Genomic DNA, 14,704 nt, shown 5'->3' on the forward strand with positions numbered 1-14,704 from the left:
GCGAACTGAAACCGTACATCCATGAGGGCATCGATGGGTGGTTGTTCGTTACGGCGGGTACGAACAACCCCTTGATGCAGTTCAGCCACTCCAAACACATGCGCCTCGCCCTCCGTGTCTGGAAGAAGCTAACGCTATGGCGGAGCCGGCGCTGTAAGGGAGCGGGTATCCAGTACCTTCACGTCATCGTGCCCGAGAAGATTGCTGTTTACGACGACAAGTGCCCACGGCTTCCGATCAAGATCCGATTATCTCCCGCACTGCGACTGCGCCGAAGCTTATTATGGCATCCTCGTACCCGACGAGAATGCATCAGGCTGATTGGCCCTCTGCGGAAGAAGAGGGACAAGCAGCAGCTTTACTACCAGACGGATAGCCATTGGACGTTTGCAGGCCGTCTCATCGCATATCGTGAGATCTGCCGTGCTCTCGGAGCGAAGCCGCGGGAGGATTTTGCGGAGCGTCCGACTTTTGAGGACGTACTGCACGGCGACATGGGCTCTGTTTTGGAACCGCCTCGCCTCGAGCCTTCGACGTTTCACGCTCTGCAACGAGATGCTGTGCGAACCTACGCCAGCCCTATCGTCCTCGCGCGAGAGGCTGCCGGGCAAGCGCACACCCTACATGTGGGTTCACACGTCATTTTCCGGAACGAGACGCCGGAGGCAGATCCACGGCGTGTCCTGCTATTTGGCGATAGCTACTCGCACTTCGCCACACACATGCTGACGGTGATGCTGGCTGAAACCTTCCGAGAAGTCGATTTCATATGGTCGACCTCGATTGATTGGAACTATGTCGATCGAACCAAACCTGACATTCTCATTACGGAAATCGCCGAGCGTTTCATGTGGCGGGTGCCGGATGATAAATTCAACGTCGCGATTTATGCTAGTGAGCGGTACGGTCAGGAGCTCGAAGACATCGAAATATCAAATGTGGCGCTATAAGTAAAACAGCTACGGCTAATACATCATGGATGAGTACATTTTTGCTAAAATCATCAAATGTCATGCACGAACGACAGCCTAGACTTTGCGCACGCACCACTCTGCCTGAAAGCATTCCGTGTCGACCAGCGCGCGATGGAACCCCTGGCCTGCCAGACGACGCTCTTGTCTATTCTTGCGCAGAGGTGATCCCGCATTCAGAAGCGAGTTTCTTGGGCGACCTCGCGCTCTGTGCCGCGATGCGTGGACGCATCAGCCGCAACACACGATCGGTGGCACAGCTCTTTCCTGCCTACAGCTACGAACGTCCCACACCGGTCAGGCTCCTTGCCACACCCTCCGGTGCGACGCAGCGCCTGAAGGAGAATATGGCCGAGCTCAATGGTCAATTCCGTGCCTTCCCCGCAACGATACTCTGCAGCTCGACCGACATTCGGTTTGGCGGTGACGTGCTCTACTATCACGAGAATGGCGCCCCCCGGATCCTCTACGAAACTTGCCGGCTGAGTGAGCGTCATGTGATCCAGGGCTTATCCGCCGATCATGCCCGCATTGATGCGGATATCCCGAACGACGGTCCCCGGCTTCTCCTCAACTCGGCCGGATCGTTCAACTACGGTCATTGGCTGATTGATGACCTGCCGCGTCTCGAAGCGTATTTCGTCCTACGTGGCCTGCACCCTGATGAGACGATCACCATTCTGCTCCCGTCTTTCAACGCGCACATTGATGCAGTGCGCGAGCGTTCGATCCGCTTTTACCTGCCCAAGGAAGCGGCCTATCGGGTTGTGTTTCTGGCTCGGGATCAGATCTACCGGTTCGCGAAGATCTATCATGTCACACCTTGCAGCCTGGAGCCGGTGGCGAAGTCGCCCGAAGCCCTCTTGGCGATGCGAGTTCGCCTTCTCAAGAAAACCCTTCCCTATCGCTGGGCGCAGGCCGCGCGTCGCGTCGCAGCATGGCCCCTCAACCCGTTCAGTCGGCCCGGCACGCGGCTCTTTGTCGACCGCACGCCCGCACGAGGTCGCAATCTCGTCAATCGGGAAGCCGTACTCGCGATGCTTGCCCACGAGGGGTTCGAAGTGATCGACCCGGATTTCTTAAGTGTGCGCCAGCAGATGGTGCGCTTCGCTAAGGCGCGGGTTGTCGTCGGCATAATGGGGGCGGCAATGGCGAACACGGTGTTCTGCTCGGCCGGCACGCGCGTGATCTACCTCTCACCGGACGTGCGTTGGACCGACCCGTTCTTCTGGGATCTCGCCGCCGTCTGTGGGCACCGCTACACGGCGCTCTACGGCACATGGGACACGCAGGATGCCTCCGAAGCCATGCGTGCCTTCTCCGTTCCAACTGCCAATCTCAGAGCGGCTTTTCGGGATATATGAGGTTGAAGCCGTCAGCGAGCCGCTCACGATCAGAAGCGGAGAATTCAGCCATTAACCCGCGGCCTCATCAACGATGCAGCGGCACCTCGTGCGAGCCGAGGCTCCATAGCGCCCAATTGGCGAAGGTCTGCTCTGGAGGGCGATGCGGCCCGATGCAGCCGCCTGGCTGAATGCCGGCTCCCCACCCCAAGCGGACCTGCACAATGGGAACCGCGCATCTGGCTTCGTTCACTCGCACCCATGGGCTTCATTTTTGGCGGCCGCGATGCGCTGACAGGCGCGGAGCCGACGCCGATGGAATGTGCGTTCGGTCCAGCCTTCGCCCTTCAGGCGACACCACTCGGCGATCGAGGCGTCGGCGTTGCCGCCGGCGGCCTTAATTCGGGCCCAGGTCATCACCGCCAGCAGTTCGGGCGTGCCCTTGCCCAGCACGGTCCGGGCGAAGGCCAGCATGTCGAAGGTGGCGCTCGGCCGGTTCGGGTCGACCGGCACCAGCGTGTTGGCTGGCGTGACGAGGATCGCCGTGTCGCGGAGCTGGAGCATCGGCATGACGAGCCAGCGCTCCACATCCCTCACGCTCCAGGTCTCAAGCCGCGTCGGCGGGTCAGGTCCTGCGATCCAGTCCAGCAATCACGCCCCGCTGCCTCCCGGCGGAGGCTTCTTGTTCCAGGGCTGGAAGGCCGCGATCTCGTCGAGGCTCGGCCACGTGCCCGTGAATGTGATGGCGCGGTCGTCGATCGTCACCAGCGCCGGCGGCTTCGCGACCGGCCACTGGATCAGCCCCAGCACGTGCTCGGCCTCGCGGCGATCGTCGATGGCCGCGTGCACGTGCATCGCGAGCCAGCCCTTCATCGCCTCGATGCCGCCCGGTTGCCCGGAGCGGCTGGAGAAGATCGCGACCTGGAAGCGCTCGACGGCGCCGTGCAGGAACTCGATGGCGCCCGGCACCGGCGGGTCCGGCACGATAGCCGCACCCTGCCATCCGCTCTGGTAGCCGTGGATCACCCCGTCGAAGTCGAGGCAGAGGATCGGGAGGCGCCGACGGCCGCGCCGTGGGTGAACCGCGTCGAGGACCGGCTGCTGATCCTTCGGGTATGGCTGAACCGCCATCGCCCTCACTCCGCGGCCTGCGGCACAGGCTGCCGCCCGCCCGACACCCCAAGTCCTGACGCCTTGGCGAGCTCGGAGCGTTGCGCCGCATAGCTCGGCGCCACCATCGGGTAGTCCGCCGGAAGGCCGTAGCGTGCTCGGTAGCTCGCCGGGTCGAGCCCGTTCTTCTTCAGGTGGCGCTTGAGCAGCTTGTAGGGCTTGCCGTCGATGAAGCTGATCAGCGTGTCGGGCTTCACCGAGCGCTTGATCTCGGCCGGCGTGGGCTTCGCCACCTCCGGGGCTGTCTCGGCCGCCTGTGGGGCTCCCAGGCGGCTCAGCGAGGTGTGCACGGCTTCGATCACCTTCGGCAGGTCTGCGACCGGCACCGGATTGTTCGCCACGAAGGCGCTGACGATGCCGACGGTCAGGTCGACGAGGACGGGATCGGTGGTCGTGGTCTCGGACATGTAGGTCTCCTCAGGGTACGGTCTCAGTGGGCAAAGGCGGGGTGCCGCTCCTGGCGGCGGTTGAGGTCGACGCTGCGCTCCAGCTCGACCGCGAGCCGCGCCTCCTCGATGATCTCCTCGGGCGTGGTGCAGTCCGGGTGGCCGGGCCGGGTCGCATTCGACCAGCCGTCCGACCAGCGGCCGCGGAAGTGCTCGCAGGCGAGGATGAACAGGCCGCGGCGGATCTTCTCGGGATCCGGGGCGCGGATCGCCGCCGGCAGGGGCAAGCGCGGCGCCGCTTCAAGCCGGTCCTTCGCCGCCCGGCGAATCCAGTTCTCGAAATCGCCCCAGCACCTTGGCTTCCGCCGAGCACGCTCGACGCAGGCCTGCACGCCGGCGATCACGTCGGCCTCGGTCAGGCCCTCGCGGAGGAGGGCGAGGATTGGGCTCAGGTCGGGGTCGACGCTGACCGGCAGGCTGCCGACGAGGGGGCGGAGCAAGCCACCGAGCTCGTCGGTTCCCGATCGCCGAGGCGCAGCCTGGGCCAGCGCCGCCTCGCGCGAGGGCGCGCCTGCGCCTGAGGCCGCTCCCTCCTTCCCTCCTATTCCCCCTCCTCCTCCATCCTCCTCTCCGTGGGGCAGCGGTTCCCCACTGGTTCCGAACTCCTCCTGAACCACATCCGAACCGATTCCCTCGCCTAGGACGTATGAGCGAAGCTCTTCCGGAAGCACTCCCGACCGGTTCGGCTTCTTGGGCCGCTGATACTTCTGGAAGTTGCGGATCAGCCCGTAGGTCTTGCCCTTGGCCTGGAAGCGCCGAACGAAGTTCAGCCCCTCCAGCTCGGCGAGCAGAGGCGCAACCTCGATTGCGTCCGCCGGCATCAGCCGGACCTTCAACGTGAGCGGTTTCCACTCGAACACGCCATCGTCGAAGGCTTCGCACCAAAGGCCCATAATGAGGAGCCGGGCGTGCGGCGAGGCGGTCATGAACGCCTCGTCTGTGAAGATGCCCGGGTGGATGCTGCGGATGCGTGCCACGATCAGGCCCCGTGCTGCAGGTTGCGGATGGCGTTGAGGCCAGGATCGATCCACGCGCGAACCACCTGGTTCGAGCGGCCGGCGCGGTTCTTGTCGATTATGAATTCGAGCTCGTGCCGGCAGGCGCGGTGCTCATCGAGCGCGGCCGGCTCGCCGTTGCGGAACGCGGCCGAGCGCTCGAGGTAGTAGGCCGGCCGGTAGAGGAAGATCACTGCGTCCGAGTCCTCCTCGAACGCGCCGGGCCGCGCAGATCGGCGAGGCTGGGGCGCTTGTCGTCGCGCCCCTCGGTGCCGCGGTTGAGCTGGGCGAGCAGCAGCACGCAAGTGTCGAGGTGCTTGGCCAGCGCCAGGGCGCCGTCGGCCACTTCCTTGAAACCCTCGTCCTCGCGTTTGAAGGCGCGCGACGGCTTCACGATGTGGGCGTGGTCGATGACGATGACGCCGAGCGGGATGCCCTTGCGGGCGTAGGCATTCGCCAGTCGGTCGGAGGCCGCCGCGATGTCGCCGATCGTCCGGCCGCCGCCGTCCTCGATCGTCAGCGGATAGTTCCGCACATCGTGCAGCGCGCCAGCGACGGCGTGGGCATCATCCGAGGTGACGCCGCGGCGCTTCATGATGCGCGAGAACGGGATCTCGCGGCCGAGGTCGAGCAGGCGGCTCGATGCGAGGCGCGCCACGACCTGCTCGGAGGGCATCTCCAGCGAGTGATAGATCGCAGCGGCCCCATCGTGGGCCACGTGCCGGCTAACCTCGACGCCCCAGACCGACTTGCCCATCGACGTGCGGGCGCCGCCCGTGATCAGCGAGGAGGGCGCCAGACCGCCGCCCAGTTCCTCGTCAAGCGCGACGATGCCGGAGCGGGGCAGCTCGGCCGCCTCACCGTTCAGACTGGCCTGGATGCGCGCCATGAGCGCGTCGCCGGCCTGGGCGAGGCTTGCCGAGCGCACCTTCCGGTCGACGAACGAGGCGCGCACCTGGTCGATGCGGGCGTAGAGCCCGTCGAGGAACGGGCCGACCACGAAGCCACTGCCGTTCGCTGCCTGTCCGGCCGTCTCGCCGATAGCGCGGATCTGCCAGAGCTGCTGGACCGTGCGGGCGTACTCCACGGCCGAGGCCGGCACGGCCGGCACTCCGGTGAGGCCGACCAAGTACTCCATGACGGACTTGCCGCCGAGGTCCTGTTCCGTGATGCGCTCGCCGAGCGCTCGCTTCACCTTCAGCAGGTTCGGCGTGTCGCCAGCCGCGACCACGTTGGTGACCGCTTCCCAGATGACCTGATGCACCGGCTCGAAGAACTGCTCGGCCGTCACGAGGTGCTGGATCAGCGGGAAGACGTCGGGCTGGATCAGGATGCAGCCGATCAGGCCGGCTTCCGTGTCGACGTCGGCAATCGGGCGCGCGGCTGTGGCAGCGCCGCGCGAGCGGTCGGAATCGGCCCCGCGGAAGTCGGCGAGCGGAACGACGTTGGCACCGAAGCCGGGACGGTCCTGGAGCTCGGTCATGCCGCCACCCCTTCACTGGCCTTCTCGATCATTCGATCGATCCACGCCTCGACACGGGCATCGTCTCCCCCGGTCGCAGCCGACAGGACCGAGAGCTTCTCCAGCCAGCGCGTGGTCTCCGCGTAGACGGGCGACAGCTCGCGGGCGCCGGATAAACTCGGGGTCTTCGGGTTGTGCGCCTCGGCCTGTCGGATCCAGGCGAGATTGCTCAGCCGGCGGCATTCCATGGATTCGGCGAGGTAGGCGAGGGAGGGGCGCGGTGCGTCGGCCATAGCGCTACTCCGCCGCCTGGAGGAGCGCGACCGGCAGTACCGGCACCCACGGCTGCACCGCGATGACGAGCTCGGGCTCGTCCGAGTAGAGCTTCATCACCGAGCCGGTCAGGACCGCAGCGTCGTCGCCCCAGACGATGCCGTTCAGCGCGTCGCAGACCTTGGCGATGTTGTCCCAGTCCGGCTTCACCACCGGCACGATCACCCGGTTCCTGGCCTCGCGCTTCTTGCGCTCCGGCCAGCTCTTCGGGATCGGCATGAAGGCGTAGACCGTCACGACGAGGGGGCCGGTCAGCATGGCTCGACCCGCCATCTCGACATGGGCCTCTTCGGCGAGCGCGCGCTCGTAACGAGCTGTCGCCGGGTCCGCGTACTCCTGGACGAAGGGCGCGCGCCCGGGCAGTGCAACGACGCGGCTGCGATGCCGGCCCTTGCCCCGCGGGTCGCCCTGGAGACGGATGACGATCTGCTCGAACATCGCGCGCGCCACTCGCCTTAGGCCACGGTCTCGGGAGCGGGGGCAGGCGCCTTGGGCAGGGCGTTGCGCGACCGGCCCGGCTTCTCGACCTCGCCGTCGAGCGGCTTGATGCCCTTCTCGAGCGCCTCCAGCGGCAGCCCGGGCGAGCCCTTCATCAGACGATTGCGAGCCGCCTCGTCGGCAGCCGCGGCCTTAGCTGCCGCCTGGATCATCGCGCCGACGTCGTCGAGCAGGTCGCCCTGCTTGCCCCAGCCCATCAGCTCGTAGCCCATGAGGATCTGGCGCACGGTGTCGTCGCGCTTCATCTCCTCCATGCCGTGCAGCTGCAGGACGATGCCGAACGCCTTCTTCGAGAGGCCCGACTTCGTGCAGTAGCCCGAGATCGCGTTCGACTTGTTGCGGGACGCGTTCGAGGAGCGCTGGCCCGCTCCAGACGCGTCGACGATCGCGTCCTTGAAGGCCTTCGCGGTGGTCTTGATCGTCTTCGGTGCCGAGCTCTTGTTCGCCCTTGCCATGACGGCCTCGTGTTCTGGAGGAGAGACCCGGGGCCGCCGGGCCGGCGGGGATCAGGGATGCGGCCGCCCGGCGGGCAGGCGCGGATCGGCACTGCCGGCGTGGACCTGCTGCTGGACGGGGTAGGGCGGTTCGAACTCGGCGCGCAGGCGAGCGCCGGCCTCGGGCAGGGCGACGCGGCCCGGCTCGAACACCGCCCGGTTCAGCCACATGAAGGCCTGCTGCAGGTTCGTGATCGCCAGCGCGGCCATGCGGCCATCCATGCCGGGCGTATCGCGGACGCTCTCAGCCGCGCGGATGCACCGTTCCTCCAGTACCTTGTTCGCGTTCACGAGCGCGACCTTCTCCGCGTTCTGCGGCTGGTAGCCGGCGACGGGCAGGCCCTGATGATGTTCGTTCGGCACGCTCACTCTCCCTCGATCGCCCGCCACAGCGGCAGGTCGTTCACACCCAGCGACGGTTGATCTGCCGGCACAGGCGCTCCAGCGCGCGCACGGCGCAGTGCTTGTGTGGGCGCGCGTCCTGCACTTCGAGGAGCTGCCGCTTGAGGCTGCGTCGCTTCCACAGGGCTCGGGACAGGCGTTGCACGAGCCGAAAGAGCGACATCGATGGCCTCCCGAAGCTGGTTGTTCTCGGCCTCGACCTTCTCGGCTGCCGCTTCGACGCGAGCGCAGAGCTGGTCGTAGGCAGCGCGGATGTTGAGGGCGTCGCGCAGACGGACGCCGATGTTCGGATCGCGACCGACGATCCCGCGGACCCAGGTCGGCGACTTGCCGACCATGCCGCCGAGCCGCTGGTAGGCGCGCATCTGCGAGAGGCCGCGGTCGCGCAGCGCCTGGACCGCCTCAACGACGGTCGGGCGCACGAGCGCGAGTTCATCGTCGGCGGTCACCATGCGGCGCGCCTTCCTGATCTTTGCCAGCATTCCGGCAGTCCCCCGTGCTTCAAGAACATCGAAGCAAGGGAGCTGCACGAATGCAGGAGGACGAACGGGATACACAGCACACGGGCGCGGCCGACCGGCTGGAAACTGATGCGGACGCGCAGGAACACGCGGGCGGCCCCTGGCAGGGCGGCACGCGCGAGAGGAGGCAGGGCTGGCAGACGCGCCTCACGCGCGCTGCGGCCGCCCTGCAATGGAGGAGAGAGCGCGAGCGCAGAGCCGCGCGCGGGGACGGAGTGCGAAATCACGTCCGGGGGATGCTGCGGGAGCTCCAGCGCCGGCTCGCCGCCGACACGCTGTAGGGCACTGGCCAAGAAAAAGCGCCCGGCGGGGAACGCAAACGGGCGCGAGTTCGGAAGAACGACCGGGTCCCTTGTGGCCGTCCGGGATGAAATCTTCGCGCCGAAAAGCGCGCGAACCGTGGCAACCGGCTGAGCAGTGCGGTTGCGGACGGAGAAGAGTGCGGGCCCGCCAGCGGTCCGATTGCGATGGTCGTGGCGGGCCCGCTCGCCGGCCGGAGCTGCGGGGCTTCTACGGCGGCGATCTGCGAAAGGGACGCTCGCCCGCACCTTGTCGGAACGGGTGTCGTGCGGGCGAGCGATCGGCTGGACAATTCCAGCACGATGAGGAGCGGAGTGGAAGGCTATGCACAGCCGAGTTGAGGCGAGTAACCAGCGCGCGGTATCGGCCGCGATACCATTGTCGCGAGATCCGGAGGCATCGAGGCCCGAGATGATCGCGAACGACAACACGTCAGGCCGCCCACTGAATAAGGGCGTCCCACGCCCGGCGCAGCGGGCTCCGGACTGGTTCGGCTATTGGCGCGGTCGCCGCATCCTCCGGCTCGCCAACGACAATGCCCGCGGGCAGGGTCGCTGCGACCAGCACGACGTCGCCGCCGGCCGCGAGATGGGCCCGGACCTCGGCGAGGAGGGCGGTATCCGCCGCGCGCGCATCTACCGCCGTACGCGTCAGCTCCTGGGCCGCCTCCTCCAGATGCATGGAGGTCGCCGCCAGATCGGCCGCCTCGACGGAGGGCGGGAACGGACAGGCCCGATCAATCTGGTAGGCGCGCAGTAGCAGCGCCGCGGCGGCGTGCCGGCAGTGGGCCGCGAGGAGCAGGAGGTGGCGCGCATCGGTCATGGGGTCGCCCTGGCCTGAGGGCGCCGCCACCGGGGCATCGCCCCGACGCTGGTGGGCGGCCGGGATACGCGGTGAAGAGGTGCCAGGGCTTTCTCGGCCCGCGCCCGGCGACGGGTTCCGCGCAGGGTCGATGCCGGCGGGGATATTCCCGGCCGGCCCCTGGTCGGGAGCGTAGGAGCGCGGCGTCATCGGCCGGCTCCGAGATGAAGGACCGGCAGCTCGCCGCGCTCGGCCGCCCGCCAGCCGACGGTGGCGGCGGCGGTGACCAGCGAGAGCGCGAGGGCGACCGGGAGGAGGGGAAGCACGGCCCGCATGTCAGATCGCCTTCGACCAGACCAGGAAGCCGGCACCCGCCACGAGCAGGCAGCGCGACATCCAGGCGACGCCGTGCTGGATCTCTGGCTCAAGCGACGGGGAGCAGGCGCGCTGCGCGAGCGCGGCGCTGCAACCGGCGCAATCGATCGCGATGAGGGCGAGGACCTCGGCCGCCATTACGCGACCCTCGGCTCGGGTGGTGTGTCGCCGTTGGCGGCGGTCGTTCCGAAGATCTCCGGACAGAGCAGGCGTCGGCTCATGCCGCACGCGCCCTCCATCTTGATCGCGAGACGCGGGGAGACCCGGCCGGCCTTCTTGGCCTTCCAGATCGCGGCCTGAGACACGCCGCACGCAGCGGCGAGCTTAGCCTCGGACCCGCGATCCTTGATCGCGGCCTCAATGAGAGATCGAACGCTCATGGTCGGGAATATGAATGCTGAAGTTGTTGGTTGTCAACAACCAGAATTCCCGGGCAGTTCCACAACCAAGGTTGTAGGCTGGTTTCCCATGACGTGGCACGACCAGATCCGCGAGGCGCGCATCGCATTGGGCCTCAGCCAGAAGGCGCTCGCCGCGAAGGTGGGCGTCTCCCAGGCTGCTATTGCCAAGATCGAGACGAAGGCGGTTCAGACCACCGAGGTGCTCGACAAGCTCTGCGAGGCGCTGGGGCTCAATCCCGCGTCATTGCCGGAAGATGCCTTCGGCACGGCACGGCCGCCTCAGCGCCAGCCCCCAGTGCAGGGACTGTCCATTCCCGAGTACGCGCGAGACCCCGCCTACTGGGCGGCGGCCGCCGGCTTGGTCGGCGACGTGCCGCTCTACGCATCAGCCGAGGGCGGCGCCGGCGCGCTGATCATTGAGCGCGATCCGATCGGCACCGCGAAGCGGCCGCCATTGCTACAGGGCGTGAAAGACGGCTACGCGATCTACCTCGTCGGCGAATCGATGGCTCCAGAATTCGAGCCGGGCGACACGCTTTTCGTCAATCCTCGCCTGCCCGTACTCGCAAATACGACTTGCGTCTTCTACAACACGCAAAGCGATGAGCCGCGGGCGATGGTCAAGCGCTTCCTATCGTCCACGGAAGACGAGTGGCACGTCCAACAGTTTCGGCCTGAGCGAGAGTTCGATCTCAGCCGCGCCGAGTGGGGCGTCCGGCACCGAATCGTCTCGAAGAACTTCCGCTGAGATCAAAAGGGCAGGGCGTCTTCCTCGCCTCCAGCGATCTCGCCGTAGCTGACCAAGATGCGCGGCTCCTCGAACTCGCCGGTCTCTGGGTCGCCCGTGCGCGCGAAAGCGATCACGGACGGCTTCCGCGAGGATAGCCGCTCCGCCGTCCGGCGAGCTGACGCCTCTGTCCGAGCCTCCAATGGTGGATCCATGCGCAACCCAGCGCGCTCCTTGGTGAAGCTCTGCACGATGTAGAACGTCTTCAGATGCTGTGCCTGCGCGGGCATCCGTGCCTTCCGGGTACGCTTCCGACCCTTCCAATGTTCCGCTTTTGTTCACGGTTCCGTCAACGGCGGTTATAGCTCTCTGCTTGTGGACAACTGGTGATAACTACCTGCGCTACTCGGGTACTTGACAACCAACAACCGTGGTTATAACATCACTCCATGCCGCTCCCGAGCGATGGAGAGAGCAGATGCCCGCTCAGTCTCAGCCCGGCACGACCCACCTCATCCGATACCGCACCGCAAAGGGCGACAGCTGGCTGGACCAGCACCGCGTCGGCGACACTCAAGCCGACATCGTCGACCAGCTCGTCGGCTTCGGTCACCGTGACACGCTCGAGGCGGTCTACGCGCTCGACCTGCTGAACAGCCGGATCGCCGACGTCACACCGGCCGTGCTGCACGCGCTCGCCGCCTACGTCGAGGAAGAGGGTGACGAGGTGCCGGGTGGCCTGCTCGCCGCCTTCGAGGCCTACGACGTGCCGCTCCCGCAGATCGCCGAGGACGACGGACGCGACCCGCACGACGAGCACCGCCTCGGCGCCGCTCAGCTCGGCATCCACGCCCGCGCGGCCTGAGGCCACCCAGGCCGCTCGCGCCGGGCGGCCCGCTCTCCCTCCCATCTTCGCGAGCGCGCCATGCTCACCGACCCGCAGCTGCTCTGCCTCTACGTCGCCGGACCCTTCGTCATCGTCGGCACGCTCTGGGCCCTCGGCCACCACGTCGGCCGCGTCTTCGAGGCGCGGGTCCGGTGATCTTCCCGCCCTTCTGCCCGGCCCTCGCCGTCGAGGTGCGGGCGATCCTTCCCCTCGACATGGAGGCGGCGATGGCTGCCCAGAACACCGTCACCACCAAGCTCGCGCTCGCCGGCTTCCGCGGACCCTTCGCGGTGCGGTCCGCCTTCGAGCCCGTCATTGTCGATGAGAGCGGCGCACCGATCGCCATGGCGCTGCCCGGCTCCAGCGCGGTCTACCGCATGCAGCTCGCCGAGGAGATCGCCGCCGCACTGAACGCGCGCTGCGCCATCCCCGAGCCCACGATCGGCGACCGCTTCGACCCTCACCATCTCGCCGGCGTCCGCGCCGAGAGCCGCCACTTCGCCGAACGCACCGCGTCCGGCGAGATCCCCGAAGCCGCGGAGTGACCGTCGCCATGGCCAGCAGCCAAGCCCTCGCCCCTGTCGACGATGCGTCGACACCCGCGCCGATCCAGAGCGAGTCGGCCGCGATCGTCTCCATGATCGAGCGGGCCGCGCGTGACCCGAACGTCGACATCGACAAGATGGAGCGCCTTTTGCAGATGCAGGAGCGCGTCCTCGCCCAGCGCGCCCGCGCCGCCTTCGCCGCCGGCCTCGCCCAGCTTCAGCAGGAGCTGCCCGTCGTCCGTGAGCGGGGGAAGGGCGATAAGAGCGCGAAGTACGCTCTCTGGGAGGACCTGAACGAGGCGATCCGGCCGGCGATGGGCCGGCACGGCTTCTCCCTCACCTTCCGGGTCGGCAATCCCGGGAACGGTCGGCTCGCGGTGACCGGCGTCCTGATGCACCAGGACGGGCACAGCGAAGAGACGACGATGGAGCTGCCGGTCGACACGAGCGGCTCGAAGAACGCCGTTCAGGCGGTCGGCTCCTCCACGAGCTACGGCAAGCGCTACGTCGCCATGGCGCTCCTCAACGTCACCAGCACCGGCGAGGACGACGACGGCCGCGGCGGGTGCGGGCAGCCTCGCATCTCCGAGGAGCAGGCGACCGAGCTACGCGATCTCGCCGAGAGCGTCGGCGCCGACCTCCGGCGCTTCCTGAACTTCATGCGGGTCGAGAGCCTCGTCGACCTGCCGGCGGCCCGGTTTGAGCAGGCCGTGACCGAGCTCAAGCGGAAGGAGCGCCGCTGATGGCCGAGATGGTACAGGGCTCGCCCGAGTGGCTGGCCGAGCGCTGCGGCAAGGTCACCGCCTCGCGCATCGCCGACATGATCAAGCGAACGCAGAAGGGCTGGGGCGCGCCTCGCATGGCCTACCTACGCGAACTGGTCGCCGAGCGTCTGACGGGTCTCAGCGCGCCGCACTTCACCAGCGCAGAGATGTATTGGGGCTCGGAGAACGAGCCGGTGGCGCGCGCAGCCTACGAGTTCCGGTTCGATGTCGACGTGGTCCGGATCGGCTTCGCGCCGCACCCGCGGATCGCCGAGGCCGGCGCGAGCCCGGACGGGCTGGTCAGCGCCGAGGGTCTCGTCGAGTTCAAGTGCCCGAAGACTGAGACGCACCTCGACACGTGGCTCTCGCAAGCCGCGCCCGAGCAGTACGTGCCGCAGATGCAGTGGCAGATGGCCTGCACGGGCCGGAGCTGGTGCGACTTCGCCTCCTACGACCCGCGCGTGCCGGACGACCTCAAGCTCTTCGTCGTCCGAGTGCCGCGCGACGAGGAGGTGATCGCCGCCCTCGAGGAGCAGGCCGTCACCTTCCTCGCCGAAGTCGCCGACCAAGTGGCGCGCCTCGAAGCGCTCGGTCGTCGAGCCGTCGCCCCCGGCCAGACCCGAGAGGCCGCCTGACATGACGACGCCGCAGCAAGCCGCCGACAAGGACTTCTTCGGCGTCTCCTTCGCCGACATGATCCAGCGCGCGGCGTCGCTCTCTCGTTGCGGCACCTACCGCTTCACCCTGACCCGCACGTGGGGCGAGGGCGGGCACGTCTGCTTCATCGGCCTCAATCCTTCGACGGCAGATCACCGCATCGACGACCCGACCGTGCGCCGCTGGATCCACTTCGCCCAGGCCTGGGGCTACGGCGGGTTCACGGCGGTGAACCTCCATCCCTTCCGCTCGGCGTCTCCGGCCGCGTGCCGGGAGTGGTCACGGTGGGAGGAGGACGGGCCGGACTGGTACGTCCGCGACGTCATCCAGGAGAACCTCGGCATCGTCGTGCGCGAGGCGAAGGCCGCGGCCCTCGTGGTGCCCTGCTGGGGCGCCGGCACCTGGGATCCTGAGTGGGTCGATCACCTCCTCGAGGAGGTGCAGACCGGCGAGGCGCCGTGGCCGGACCTGCACTGCTTCGCGCTCTCGCAGGGCGGGCATCCGGTCCACCCGATGGCCCGCGGCCGCAACCGCATCCCCGACCATGCCCAGCCGGTGCTCTGGCGCGCCGGATCGCCCGCTGATGGAGCCGCCGCATGACCCCCGCCAAGCA

General features: G+C 67.5%; 22 protein-coding genes and 1 pseudogene. 9 read left to right on the forward strand and 14 right to left on the reverse strand.

What is annotated here, in order from left to right:
- Nucleotides 1-5 precede the first annotated feature (5 nt).
- Together MOX02_RS23970 and MOX02_RS23975 are read left to right on the forward strand one after the other, a co-directional pair.
- Nucleotides 6-950, forward strand: coding sequence for an alginate O-acetyltransferase AlgX-related protein (locus MOX02_RS23970; protein ID WP_147028379.1), 945 nt, complete (start codon nucleotides 6-8; stop codon nucleotides 948-950).
- Between the two features lie 212 nt (nucleotides 951-1,162).
- Entirely contained in the window at nucleotides 1,163-2,335 is a 1,173-nt protein-coding gene (locus MOX02_RS23975; RefSeq protein WP_170267973.1) for a glycosyltransferase family 61 protein, read from the forward strand.
- A 228-nt stretch (nucleotides 2,336-2,563) separates the two neighbouring features.
- On the opposite strand, the gene MOX02_RS31500 is transcribed toward MOX02_RS23975, so the two are convergent.
- The 10 genes and pseudogenes from MOX02_RS31500 to MOX02_RS24030 all read right to left on the reverse strand — a co-directional run bounded on the left by MOX02_RS31500 (nucleotide 2,564) and on the right by MOX02_RS24030 (nucleotide 8,596).
- The gene (locus MOX02_RS31500) at nucleotides 2,564-2,965 is read right to left on the reverse strand and encodes a hypothetical protein (protein ID WP_244948451.1); all 402 of its coding nucleotides are present in this window, start codon (nucleotides 2,963-2,965) and stop codon (nucleotides 2,564-2,566) included.
- Entirely contained in the window at nucleotides 2,966-3,445 is a 480-nt protein-coding gene (locus tag MOX02_RS23985) for a hypothetical protein (protein ID WP_210250402.1), read from the reverse strand.
- A gap of 5 nt (nucleotides 3,446-3,450) precedes the next feature.
- The gene (locus tag MOX02_RS23990; protein WP_147028344.1) at nucleotides 3,451-3,891 is read right to left on the reverse strand and encodes a Ros/MucR family transcriptional regulator; all 441 of its coding nucleotides are present in this window, start codon (nucleotides 3,889-3,891) and stop codon (nucleotides 3,451-3,453) included.
- A gap of 23 nt (nucleotides 3,892-3,914) precedes the next feature.
- Nucleotides 3,915-4,907: a hypothetical protein gene (locus MOX02_RS23995; RefSeq protein WP_147028345.1), complete on the reverse strand. Its 993-nt coding sequence runs from the start codon at nucleotides 4,905-4,907 to the stop codon at nucleotides 3,915-3,917.
- A 2-nt stretch (nucleotides 4,908-4,909) separates the two neighbouring features.
- Nucleotides 4,910-6,408: pseudogene (locus MOX02_RS24005) on the reverse strand (replicative DNA helicase).
- Nucleotides 6,405-6,680, reverse strand: coding sequence for a hypothetical protein (locus MOX02_RS24010; RefSeq protein ID WP_147028348.1), 276 nt, complete (start codon nucleotides 6,678-6,680; stop codon nucleotides 6,405-6,407). The pseudogene MOX02_RS24005 and the gene MOX02_RS24010 overlap by 4 nt, the downstream one beginning before the upstream one ends.
- Before the next feature lie 4 nt (nucleotides 6,681-6,684).
- On the reverse strand, nucleotides 6,685-7,158 hold the full coding sequence (locus MOX02_RS24015) for a RusA family crossover junction endodeoxyribonuclease (RefSeq protein ID WP_147028349.1): 474 nt from the start codon (nucleotides 7,156-7,158) through the stop codon (nucleotides 6,685-6,687).
- A gap of 17 nt (nucleotides 7,159-7,175) precedes the next feature.
- Nucleotides 7,176-7,673, reverse strand: a complete 498-nt coding sequence (locus MOX02_RS24020; RefSeq protein WP_147028350.1) for a hypothetical protein — start codon at nucleotides 7,671-7,673, stop codon at nucleotides 7,176-7,178.
- Between the two features lie 51 nt (nucleotides 7,674-7,724).
- Nucleotides 7,725-8,081 carry an Acb2/Tad1 domain-containing protein gene (locus MOX02_RS24025; protein ID WP_147028351.1) on the reverse strand — a complete coding sequence of 119 codons (357 nt, stop codon included), beginning with the start codon at nucleotides 8,079-8,081 and terminating at the stop codon, nucleotides 7,725-7,727.
- The gene (locus MOX02_RS24030; RefSeq protein ID WP_147028352.1) at nucleotides 8,078-8,596 is read right to left on the reverse strand and encodes a hypothetical protein; all 519 of its coding nucleotides are present in this window, start codon (nucleotides 8,594-8,596) and stop codon (nucleotides 8,078-8,080) included. Before MOX02_RS24030 ends, MOX02_RS24025 begins: the two co-directional genes overlap by 4 nt.
- 50 nt (nucleotides 8,597-8,646) lie before the next feature.
- Between MOX02_RS24030 and MOX02_RS24035 the strand changes: the two genes are divergently transcribed.
- On the forward strand, nucleotides 8,647-8,916 hold the full coding sequence (locus MOX02_RS24035; RefSeq protein WP_147028353.1) for a hypothetical protein: 270 nt from the start codon (nucleotides 8,647-8,649) through the stop codon (nucleotides 8,914-8,916).
- Between the two features lie 451 nt (nucleotides 8,917-9,367).
- Here the strand turns inward: MOX02_RS24035 and MOX02_RS24040 are convergent, their stop codons facing one another.
- The 3 genes from MOX02_RS24040 to MOX02_RS31505 form a co-directional block, all read right to left on the reverse strand.
- The gene (locus tag MOX02_RS24040; protein ID WP_147028354.1) at nucleotides 9,368-9,757 is read right to left on the reverse strand and encodes a hypothetical protein; all 390 of its coding nucleotides are present in this window, start codon (nucleotides 9,755-9,757) and stop codon (nucleotides 9,368-9,370) included.
- 185 nt (nucleotides 9,758-9,942) lie between these two features.
- Nucleotides 9,943-10,071 (reverse strand): hypothetical protein, encoded by a 129-nt coding sequence (locus tag MOX02_RS32730; RefSeq protein ID WP_280525354.1) that lies wholly within the window; start codon nucleotides 10,069-10,071, stop codon nucleotides 9,943-9,945.
- A 1-nt stretch (nucleotide 10,072) separates the two neighbouring features.
- Nucleotides 10,073-10,249: a hypothetical protein gene (locus tag MOX02_RS31505; RefSeq protein WP_170267975.1), complete on the reverse strand. Its 177-nt coding sequence runs from the start codon at nucleotides 10,247-10,249 to the stop codon at nucleotides 10,073-10,075.
- A 330-nt stretch (nucleotides 10,250-10,579) separates the two neighbouring features.
- Between MOX02_RS31505 and MOX02_RS24050 the strand changes: the two genes are divergently transcribed.
- A complete protein-coding gene (locus MOX02_RS24050) occupies nucleotides 10,580-11,260 on the forward strand; it encodes an XRE family transcriptional regulator (protein WP_170267976.1) in 681 nt (226 codons plus the stop codon).
- 2 nt (nucleotides 11,261-11,262) lie between these two features.
- On the opposite strand, the gene MOX02_RS24055 is transcribed toward MOX02_RS24050, so the two are convergent.
- Nucleotides 11,263-11,529 (reverse strand): hypothetical protein, encoded by a 267-nt coding sequence (locus tag MOX02_RS24055; protein WP_147028357.1) that lies wholly within the window; start codon nucleotides 11,527-11,529, stop codon nucleotides 11,263-11,265.
- A 188-nt stretch (nucleotides 11,530-11,717) separates the two neighbouring features.
- Here MOX02_RS24055 and MOX02_RS24060 point away from each other — a divergent pair, with 188 nt between their 5' ends.
- The 5 genes from MOX02_RS24060 to MOX02_RS24080 all read left to right on the forward strand — a co-directional run bounded on the left by MOX02_RS24060 (nucleotide 11,718) and on the right by MOX02_RS24080 (nucleotide 14,691).
- On the forward strand, nucleotides 11,718-12,104 hold the full coding sequence (locus MOX02_RS24060; RefSeq protein ID WP_147028358.1) for a hypothetical protein: 387 nt from the start codon (nucleotides 11,718-11,720) through the stop codon (nucleotides 12,102-12,104).
- A gap of 173 nt (nucleotides 12,105-12,277) precedes the next feature.
- Entirely contained in the window at nucleotides 12,278-12,670 is a 393-nt protein-coding gene (locus MOX02_RS24065) for a hypothetical protein (RefSeq protein ID WP_147028359.1), read from the forward strand.
- Between the two features lie 8 nt (nucleotides 12,671-12,678).
- A complete protein-coding gene (locus tag MOX02_RS24070) occupies nucleotides 12,679-13,413 on the forward strand; it encodes an ERF family protein (RefSeq protein ID WP_147028360.1) in 735 nt (244 codons plus the stop codon).
- Nucleotides 13,413-14,069, forward strand: a complete 657-nt coding sequence (locus MOX02_RS24075; protein WP_147028361.1) for a lambda exonuclease family protein — start codon at nucleotides 13,413-13,415, stop codon at nucleotides 14,067-14,069. Before MOX02_RS24070 ends, MOX02_RS24075 begins: the two co-directional genes overlap by 1 nt.
- Before the next feature lies 1 nt (nucleotide 14,070).
- The gene (locus MOX02_RS24080; RefSeq protein ID WP_147028362.1) at nucleotides 14,071-14,691 is read left to right on the forward strand and encodes a DUF1643 domain-containing protein; all 621 of its coding nucleotides are present in this window, start codon (nucleotides 14,071-14,073) and stop codon (nucleotides 14,689-14,691) included.
- The last annotated feature ends 13 nt before the right edge of the window (nucleotides 14,692-14,704 follow it).

The sequence above is a fragment of the Methylobacterium oxalidis genome, from assembly GCF_007992195.1.
Taxonomy (GTDB): Bacteria; Pseudomonadota; Alphaproteobacteria; order Rhizobiales; family Beijerinckiaceae; genus Methylobacterium; species Methylobacterium oxalidis.

Coding starts and splice junctions, on each gene's coding strand:
- MOX02_RS23990 (WP_147028344.1), bottom strand. CDS start 3,891: ATGTCCGAGACCACGACCACCGATCCCGTCCTCGTCGACCTGACCGTC.
- MOX02_RS24055 (WP_147028357.1), bottom strand. CDS start 11,529: ATGCCCGCGCAGGCACAGCATCTGAAGACGTTCTACATCGTGCAGAGC.
- MOX02_RS24020 (WP_147028350.1), bottom strand. CDS start 7,673: ATGGCAAGGGCGAACAAGAGCTCGGCACCGAAGACGATCAAGACCACC.
- MOX02_RS24010 (WP_147028348.1), bottom strand. CDS start 6,680: ATGGCCGACGCACCGCGCCCCTCCCTCGCCTACCTCGCCGAATCCATG.
- MOX02_RS24050 (WP_170267976.1), top strand. CDS start 10,580: ATGACGTGGCACGACCAGATCCGCGAGGCGCGCATCGCATTGGGCCTC.
- MOX02_RS32730 (WP_280525354.1), bottom strand. CDS start 10,071: ATGCGGGCCGTGCTTCCCCTCCTCCCGGTCGCCCTCGCGCTCTCGCTG.
- MOX02_RS23985 (WP_210250402.1), bottom strand. CDS start 3,445: ATGGCGGTTCAGCCATACCCGAAGGATCAGCAGCCGGTCCTCGACGCG.
- MOX02_RS24060 (WP_147028358.1), top strand. CDS start 11,718: ATGCCCGCTCAGTCTCAGCCCGGCACGACCCACCTCATCCGATACCGC.
- MOX02_RS24015 (WP_147028349.1), bottom strand. CDS start 7,158: ATGTTCGAGCAGATCGTCATCCGTCTCCAGGGCGACCCGCGGGGCAAG.
- MOX02_RS24080 (WP_147028362.1), top strand. CDS start 14,071: ATGACGACGCCGCAGCAAGCCGCCGACAAGGACTTCTTCGGCGTCTCC.
- MOX02_RS24035 (WP_147028353.1), top strand. CDS start 8,647: ATGCAGGAGGACGAACGGGATACACAGCACACGGGCGCGGCCGACCGG.
- MOX02_RS24040 (WP_147028354.1), bottom strand. CDS start 9,757: ATGACCGATGCGCGCCACCTCCTGCTCCTCGCGGCCCACTGCCGGCAC.
- MOX02_RS24030 (WP_147028352.1), bottom strand. CDS start 8,596: ATGCTGGCAAAGATCAGGAAGGCGCGCCGCATGGTGACCGCCGACGAT.
- MOX02_RS24070 (WP_147028360.1), top strand. CDS start 12,679: ATGGCCAGCAGCCAAGCCCTCGCCCCTGTCGACGATGCGTCGACACCC.
- MOX02_RS31505 (WP_170267975.1), bottom strand. CDS start 10,249: ATGGCGGCCGAGGTCCTCGCCCTCATCGCGATCGATTGCGCCGGTTGC.
- MOX02_RS24075 (WP_147028361.1), top strand. CDS start 13,413: ATGGCCGAGATGGTACAGGGCTCGCCCGAGTGGCTGGCCGAGCGCTGC.